This window comes from Vibrio sp. 10N.286.49.C3, from assembly GCF_041469545.1.
Taxonomy (GTDB): Bacteria; Pseudomonadota; Gammaproteobacteria; order Enterobacterales; family Vibrionaceae; genus Vibrio; species Vibrio tasmaniensis_A.
The window spans coordinates 1-6,241 of the sequence record NZ_JBFRKT010000050.1; the positions used below are offsets into that span (position 1 = coordinate 1).

Consider the following 6,241-nt stretch of genomic DNA (forward strand, 5'->3'; position numbering starts at 1 on the left):
CTTCAAGTTGAACGGGTATATGCCTTTCGGTTAAATGGATCGAGTTACTCCAACAACGCATCTCATTCAGGAGCTTTTTAATGATAATTTTTAGATTTATCATAAGTATATTGAGTTTTATATACGTATCATCTATGGCTAGTGAGTACATTGCTTTAGTACAAATGAAATCTTAAAAATATGTTGTAGTTGATGGGGTGGTAAATGTTTGGGCGGTTTATTCAGGTGTTTTTATTTTAGCTTACTTGATCTTTTATTATTTTAACTCGTTTAAGAATAAAGAACCTTCATCTAAACAGATAAATTATGTTGTTTTAATTTCAGTCTTGTTAATAGGGCCATTATGTACCCTAGCTACATATAAGATGATTGATTATAATTTAGATAATTACGTAAAATGTGATTCTTTAAATCACTGGTCAAACCGTTATTCAAGTAGTACATATGCGGTCTCTAATGACATTTGTTTGAACTTAGCATCGGAGAAAAATAAATAATAGTGATCAGATTATAACGAATAAGGATTAAGGTGTTGTGTGATCAACACTAAATCCTGAGTGTTGGACAAGCTTTTATCAAATATGCTTAATATCAGGCTCTTATCGATAACAATACACCAATTGTTGTACTGATATAATGTGATAAACATTCCCGTTTAGTTTGTCTATTCTTGGCGCTGTTGACGAGCGGCTTTGAGCATTTTCATTGGCGACATTCCTGTCACCAACATGGTGCCGGTGATAACCAGAATTGAACCAACAATCGTATTGACGCCAATTGTTTCATCTAAGAATAAGTTACCCCAGAGAATACCAAATACCGGAATGATGAAGGTCACGGACAGGGCTGAAGGTGCGCCGAGTTCAGAGACGAGATTGAAGTAAAGTAGATACGCTAACCCGGTACATACTGCACCCAATAAGATGACCGATGTGGTGATAGTGAGATCGGGGGCTTCTCGCATTGGCATGAAAAATACAAATGGCAATACGATTAACACCGCTGCCCACATGCTGCCGTGGGCATTGTTGAAGGCTTCAACTTTAGGTGCTGTTTTGGTGTAGTTAGACGCGATACCGTAGCTAAATGCGGCCATCACGGCTGCAAAGATTGGAAGAATTGCTTCTTGGCCAATATTGAACGCATCCCAACCGACTAACACGCCAACTCCTGTTACCCCAATCCCAAGTCCCAATAGAACTTTCGCCTCGAGTGCTGTTTTGGTCCATATTGCACCAATGATTGCCGCCCATATTGGCGCGGTAGAGTTCAAGATGGCGAGTGTCGAGGCGTTAAGTGTCTGCGCGACATAAGCGAAAAGCAAAAAAGGAAGTGTGGTGTTAAACAGCCCTAGAATGAAGAAGTGTTTAGCGTGATCATGAAAAGAGAGCTTCTTTTTTAAATAGAAAGAAACTAAAAGCAGAGTAAGTGCTGCAAACAGAACTCGCGCTTCAATCAAGACTGCGGGCCCTAATGGATTGGCCGCCATTCTCATGAAAAGAAACGAGCCTCCCCATATAGCCGCAAGTAGTATCAGTTTTAAAAAGCTCACAGTTTGAATCTCAGATTGTGTAAAACCTGACTATGGAGGAAAGATAACTATTACACAAACATAGATACCAATACTGTGCAGTTATGGACATAAGTTTGAGTCATTAAACAGGAACAGCTTCGATGAATTTCGTTCTGTTTATTGATCCTTATTTGATGAGTAATCTAGCGTTAGACATCAAACTTAGGCAAACAAAATGAAGATCGAACACATCGCAATTTGGACCAAACAACTCGAAGTGCTTAAACGTTTTTATGAGGATTACTTTGGTGCAACGTCCAACCAGAAATATCACAATCCAAGCAAAGGCTTCTCTTCATATTTCTTGTCTTTTGAAAGCGGTAGTCGCTTAGAGATCATGGAAATGTTCTCTGTCCCTGAATCGAAAGACGATATCTATGACCAGTTCACAGGCTTCATTCATATGGCGATATCACTAGGTTCGGAACAAGCGGTGTATGAACTCACCAGTCGCTTGGTTAAAGATGGTTATGAGCGCTTAGATGGCCCAAGAAGAACTGGCGATGGCTATTATGAGAGCTGTGTACTCGATCCGGATGGTAATCGTTTGGAACTTACCGTTTAATGGAGGGAGCTTGAATAGCTTTTAACTCACTAACGGAACTGAGGTATTACAATGATGAAGCGTGCTTTGACTTTCCTTTTTAGTCTTGGGCTGATGGGATGTGCTACCTCAGAACCGGTATATGAACCAGAGGCTGACTCGAAGCCTGAACCATCCCAACCCATAGGTTACCTTGGCTTCAAAGCCCATCAAGAGTGGGCCATTCAATTCAATGATTGCACGGTCTACGATTTAATCGGTGCACAGCCCTACCAGTGGTTTGATCGCACTTCAGCCTCTGTGAGCTGTTATACGTTTAAGCCAAACGATGCTATCGAGCCTCTTTTGGTTTACTCCGAGGCTGACTTCAGAAGCAATAAACTCACCCCGATTAATCGCTTTCAAGAGTTGCAGGTATCAGAATCAGGCTGGGGTAGTTTTCCTGCCGTCTACGAGACCAACGGCACCAATTGGCTGAAAGTCAAAGAGGGTTGGATTCACCTCACACTAGCCGATCAGACCCTCGTTCAGTTTTACCCGGGAACTCAAGACCAATCTAGCAAACACACACATAATCAATATTTTGAAGAGCACTGATCGTAACGCTGACTTTTGATTAGTCTGTAGTTCGATCAGAAAAAGATCGTTTAGTTATTGCTGAAACCGGTTTCAATCTGTATCTTGGCTTTTATTGAAACCGGTTTCAGAGCTGTGGCCGCAGCTCTAATCCTGATCTTTTTCACGAATAACTTGTAGCGAGTAATGGTATGAACAACGAATTTCCGAACGATTTTTTATGGGGTGGTGCGGTTGCAGCGCATCAGTTAGAAGGCGGCTGGGATGCGAATGGCAAGGGTGTAAGTGTTGTTGATGTATTAACAGCGGGTGCTCATGGCGTACAACGTCGAATCACCGATGGTGTGATTGATGGCGAAAACTACCCAAACCAAGTCGCTGTTGATTTCTACCATCGATACAAAGAAGACATTAAGTTATTTGCTGAGATGGGCTTTAAGTGCTTCCGTACCAGTATCGCGTGGACGCGTATTTTCCCTAATGGCGATGATGCCGAGCCATGTGAAGCGGGTTTAGCGTTTTACGATGATCTGTTTGATGAGCTGTTGAAATACGACATTCAGCCTGTGGTAACACTGAGCCACTTTGAAATGCCTTACCATCTAGCTAACGAATATGGCGGCTGGATGAACCGAAAAGTGATCGATTTCTTTGTTAAGTATTCAACTACAGTGATGGAACGATACCAACACAAAGTGAAATACTGGATGACGTTTAACGAGATCAATAACCAGATGAACACCTCTGCGGATATTTTCGGTTGGTTATGCTCGGGCGTGAAGTTCCCACAATGCGAAAAGCCACAAGAGGCGATGTATCAAGCGGTTCACCACCAGTTTGTGGCAAGTGCTTTAGTGGTTAAGAAAGGTCACGAGATTAATCCAGACCTTCAGATCGGCGCAATGTGTGCGATGGTGCCTTTCTACCCTCGTTCTTCAAAGCCAGAAGACATCATGGTGGCACAGCAAGCGATGCGTGACCGTTATTTCTTCTCGGATGTGATGGTGCGTGGTCATTACCCAAATTACGCTAAGCGTGATTGGGCAATCAAAGGCTTCAACATTGAAATGCAGCCAGAAGATGAGCAGATCCTAAAAGAAGGTAAGGCTGATTACTTAGGCTTTAGCTACTACATGTCGAATACCTTGGATTCTTCTTCGTATCAGTCGACTGAAGAGGCGATGGACGGCGGTCATGAAAATTCGGTCGATAACCCGTTCATCCAGTCTAGCGATTGGGGCTGGCCAATTGATCCGACGGGTTTACGTTTCTGTTTAGCGTCTCTGTATGAACGTTATGAAGTGCCATTGTTTATCGTTGAAAACGGTTTTGGCGCGGTTGATACCATTGAAGAAGATGGCAGCATTAATGACGACTACCGTATTGCTTATCTTGGTGACCACATCAAAGAGATGAAAAAAGCAGTCGCGATTGATGGTGTTGATTTGATGGGGTATACCCCTTGGGGCTGTATCGATTTAGTGTCGTTCACCACGGGCGAGATGAAAAAACGCTACGGATTCATTTATGTAGATAAGCACAACGATCAATCTGGCTCACTAGAGCGCAAGCGCAAGAAGTCGTTCGAATGGTATAAAGGCGTGATTGCATCTAACGGTGCCACTATTTAGAATGTATTTCCCAGCGCAGTTATGTGAACTGTGAGCTGTCATTTTGCAATGAATTAGTCGGCCTATGTCGGCTAATTTTTTATAAAGGAAAAGAAGCGAATGGTAACCATGCTTGATGTCGCGAACCGCGCAGGCGTATCTAAATCGACTGTTTCTCGTGTCTTAAATGGCAAGAACATCGTGCGCCCAGATGTGGTGAAAAAGGTATTTGATGCGATTCAAGAAACAGGTTATCGCCCGAACTTGTTGGCCCAGCAATTGGCGACCAAGAAGACCAATTTCATCGGCTTTGTGATCACCAATGAGTTGTTCAATGGCCCTTACTTCTCTTCCTTGATGTATCACGCGGCTTCTTATAGCGAAAAGTCGAATCACCAATTGGTGATCACCGATGGCAAACACAGCGCTGAAGACGAAAGAAAGGCGATCAACTTCCTGCTGGATATGAAGTGCGCGGGCATCATCATCTATCCGCAATGCTTAACCGAAAGCGAGATTGCAAAGATCATCGAAAGTACTGACACACCGATTCTGGTACTCAACCGAGAAATGCCGTCGAAGCCTAATCATGCCATTACCACCGACCATTATCAGAGCGCTTGTTTGATGGTTGAGCACATCATCGAGCAAGGCCATACAGACATTGCAGTGATTCGTGGTAAAGCCGGTTCTTCGACCGATGAGTTGCGTTACCAAGCCTATCAAGATGTGCTAACTAAACAGGGTATTGCATTGGATGAGTCCAAGGTTGTTCAAGGTGATTGGACGATGGAGAGCGGTTATCATGCGGCTCAGACTCTGGTAAAAAGCAAAGCAACATTCACCGCTATCTTGTCTGAAAACGATGACATGGCGATTGGTGCGATTAAGGCGTTAACCGAACTTGGGTACTCATTGCCTCAAGATGTTTCTATCGTTGGTTTTGATAACAGCAAAGTGGGGGCGTTTTTAACGCCAAGCTTAACGTCTGTCAGTGTGCCATTAGAGCAAATGACGCAAAAGGCGATCCTGCAAATTGTCGGTGAAACAGAGCAAGCGACCACCATCAATACCACTGGCAGTTTGGTGTTACGTGATTCGATAGCGAAGCTAAATTAGCACCGTTCGAATTTCATATTTCACCTACAAAAAGTGACGAGCTGCGCATCTCTTAAACCAAGCTCAAACACTCCTTATTCACTGTTATTTAGATGTGCGATATTGCGTTTTTTGGTCGATGAATTGACCACCATTAGTTAAGTAATGTGAAACTAGCTAAGTAATATGAAAATAGCTGAGTGATACGAGAACAGGTAAGTAACGTGAAAACAGAAAAACAAAAAATGCTAGCAGGCGAACCTTATCAGGCTTGGGATAAAGAGCTTTATGCCGCTCGTATCGAGTGTCGTAAGGTGCTTCAAAAACTCAATAACAGTATTCCTGACACTCCTGAATGGGAAGCGGCAACGCAAGAGCTCATTCCGGGCTGTGAAAACGCGCATCTAGAACCTCCATTTCGTTGTGACTACGGCTCGAACATCAAGCTGGGCAAGAACTTCTACGCTAACTTTAACTGCGTGATTTTGGATGTGGCTGAAGTGACCATTGGCGACAATGTGCTGCTTGGTCCGAACGTTCAAATCCTGACCGCAGGTCACCCACTCGATGTGAAAGGCCGTGTAGAAGAAGGCGTTGAGTTTGGCACGCCAATTAACGTTGGTGACAATGTTTGGTTAGGTGGTGGTGTGATCATCTGCCCTGGCGTGACCATTGGCGAAAACAGCGTGATTGGCGCGGGCAGTGTCGTAACTAAAGACATCCCAGCCAATGTGGTTGCAGTCGGTAACCCGTGTAAAGTGCTGAAAGCGATCGATAACGAGTAATAATCAGATTGAATTGATAAAGCCCGAACCTAGGTTCTAATGCCGTTCGGATAAG

General features: G+C 43.6%; 6 protein-coding genes. 5 read left to right on the forward strand and 1 reads right to left on the reverse strand.

Annotation, left to right across the window (positions count from 1 at the left end; translation table 11 throughout):
• Positions 1 to 664 precede the first annotated feature (664 nt).
• Complete coding sequence (locus AB4180_RS18130; protein ID WP_102249788.1) at positions 665 to 1,552, reverse strand: DMT family transporter; 888 nt, start codon at positions 1,550 to 1,552, stop codon at positions 665 to 667.
• A 196-nt stretch (positions 1,553 to 1,748) separates the two neighbouring features.
• On the opposite strand from AB4180_RS18130, the gene AB4180_RS18135 reads away from it, so the two are divergent.
• The 5 genes from AB4180_RS18135 (at position 1,749) to AB4180_RS18155 (ending at position 6,186) form a co-directional block, all read left to right on the forward strand.
• On the forward strand, positions 1,749 to 2,138 hold the full coding sequence (locus tag AB4180_RS18135) for a VOC family protein (RefSeq protein WP_102249787.1): 390 nt from the start codon (positions 1,749 to 1,751) through the stop codon (positions 2,136 to 2,138).
• Positions 2,139 to 2,189: 51 nt separating this feature from the next.
• Positions 2,190 to 2,714: a hypothetical protein gene (locus AB4180_RS18140; RefSeq protein ID WP_102249786.1), complete on the forward strand. Its 525-nt coding sequence runs from the start codon at positions 2,190 to 2,192 to the stop codon at positions 2,712 to 2,714.
• Positions 2,715 to 2,884: 170 nt separating this feature from the next.
• Entirely contained in the window at positions 2,885 to 4,324 is a 1,440-nt protein-coding gene (locus AB4180_RS18145) for a 6-phospho-beta-glucosidase (RefSeq protein WP_102249785.1), read from the forward strand.
• A gap of 99 nt (positions 4,325 to 4,423) precedes the next feature.
• Positions 4,424 to 5,422: a LacI family DNA-binding transcriptional regulator gene (locus AB4180_RS18150; RefSeq protein WP_102249784.1), complete on the forward strand. Its 999-nt coding sequence runs from the start codon at positions 4,424 to 4,426 to the stop codon at positions 5,420 to 5,422.
• 203 nt (positions 5,423 to 5,625) lie between these two features.
• Complete coding sequence (locus AB4180_RS18155; protein WP_102249783.1) at positions 5,626 to 6,186, forward strand: sugar O-acetyltransferase; 561 nt, start codon at positions 5,626 to 5,628, stop codon at positions 6,184 to 6,186.
• Positions 6,187 to 6,241: the final 55 nt, after the last annotated feature.